The organism is Geminicoccus flavidas, assembly GCF_009806515.1.
In the GTDB taxonomy this organism is placed as follows: domain Bacteria; phylum Pseudomonadota; class Alphaproteobacteria; order Geminicoccales; family Geminicoccaceae; genus Geminicoccus; species Geminicoccus flavidus.
This window is the reverse complement of the sequence record NZ_WUJP01000268.1, coordinates 1-1,428: the sequence shown is the minus strand read 5'-3', so window position 1 is coordinate 1,428 and position 1,428 is coordinate 1. Positions and strand designations below refer to the sequence as shown.

Here is a 1,428-nt window from a genome sequence, read left to right as displayed (position 1 = left end):
CATGCGCGGGTGCGGCGGCATCTCGAAGGCGCGGAACTCCACCAGGCCCAGCCGGCCGGTCGGCCCGTCCGGCGAGTAGAGCTTGTCGATGCAGATCTCGGCCCGGTGGGTGTTGCCGGTGACATCGATCAGCAGGTTGCGGAAGATCCGGTCCACCAGCCAGGGCGGTACCTCGCCCTGGCCCGGCAGCGGCACCTGGGCCAGGGCGATCTCCATCTCGTAGAGCTGGTCGTTGCGCGCCTCGTCGATGCGCGGCGCCTGGCTGGTCGGACCGATGAACAGGCCGCTGAACAGGAAGGACAGAGACGGGTGGTTCTGCCAGCAGCCGATCAGGCTGGCGAGCAGGTCCGGCCGGCGCAGGAACGGGCTGTCGGCCGGGGTGGACCCACCCACCACGATGTGATTGCCGCCGCCCGTCCCGGTATGGCGGCCGTCGATCATGAACTTGTCCGTGCCGAGCCGGCTCTGGTGGGCCTCCTCGTAGACGCCCTCGGTGATCGCCAACGCCTCTTGCCAGGACGCGGCCGGGTGGACGTTCACCTCGATCACGCCCGGGTCCGGCGTCACCTTGAGCACGCTGATCCTGGGGTCGTCCGCCGGCGTATAGCCTTCCATCACGATCGGCTGGCCGATCTCCCGGGCGGTCGCCTCCAGGGCGGCCACCAGCTCGACATATTCCACCGCGGAAGGGGTGGGCGGCATGAAGACGTGCAGCGTGCCTCCGCGCGGCTCGACGGCGAGTGCGGTGCGCACGGGCTGACGGGTGGCAGCCACCGGCTGCTCCGGGTCTGGGCGGCGCTCCTGCATCCGGGGCTCGGCGGCTGGCAGCGCCGCATGGGCGGCGAACGGGTCGGCTGGGATGTAGTAGGGATAGTCGGCCTCGGAAATCCACGGCAGCGACTGCAGCGGCAGGCGCAGACCCAGCGGCGAATCACCCGGGATCAGGAACATCCGGTCCCGGCGCACCGACCAGCGCTCGCTGTCCCAGCGGCCGAAATTGCGGCTGTTCCAGGGCTGGAGCGGCAGGACATAGCCCACCGGCGTGTCGAGCCCGCGGTCGAACACCCGGGCTATCCGCGCACGCTCTTCCGGGTCCCTCAGCCGGTTGTCGAGAACGTCGACATTGGGCGGGAGCTGCGCCTCCTTCAGGAGATGGACGGCCGGATCCTCGTAGGCCGCAATGGCGTAGTCCTCCTCCAGCCCCAGCTTCGCACACAGAAGGTGGATGAACCGCTCGGCGTCGGCGGCACCGGCACTGCCCTCCCTCCCGGCCTGGGCGATCAGCTCCGGGTCGTGCCAGAGCAGTTCGCCGTCCTTGCGCCAGTAGAGGCTGAGCGCCCAGCGTGGCAGCTGCTCGCCCGGATACCACTTGCCCTGGCCGAAATGGAGCAGCCCGCCCGGCGCGAAGCGGTCGCGCAGCCGGCGGAT

The 1,428-nt window shown here is 70.2% G+C and carries 1 protein-coding gene; it reads right to left on the bottom strand.

What is annotated here, in order from left to right; all coding sequences use genetic code 11:
* Nucleotides 1–1,428: transglutaminase family protein (locus tag EQG76_RS07470; RefSeq protein WP_200840626.1), on the bottom strand; the 1,428-nt coding region annotated here is incomplete at both ends.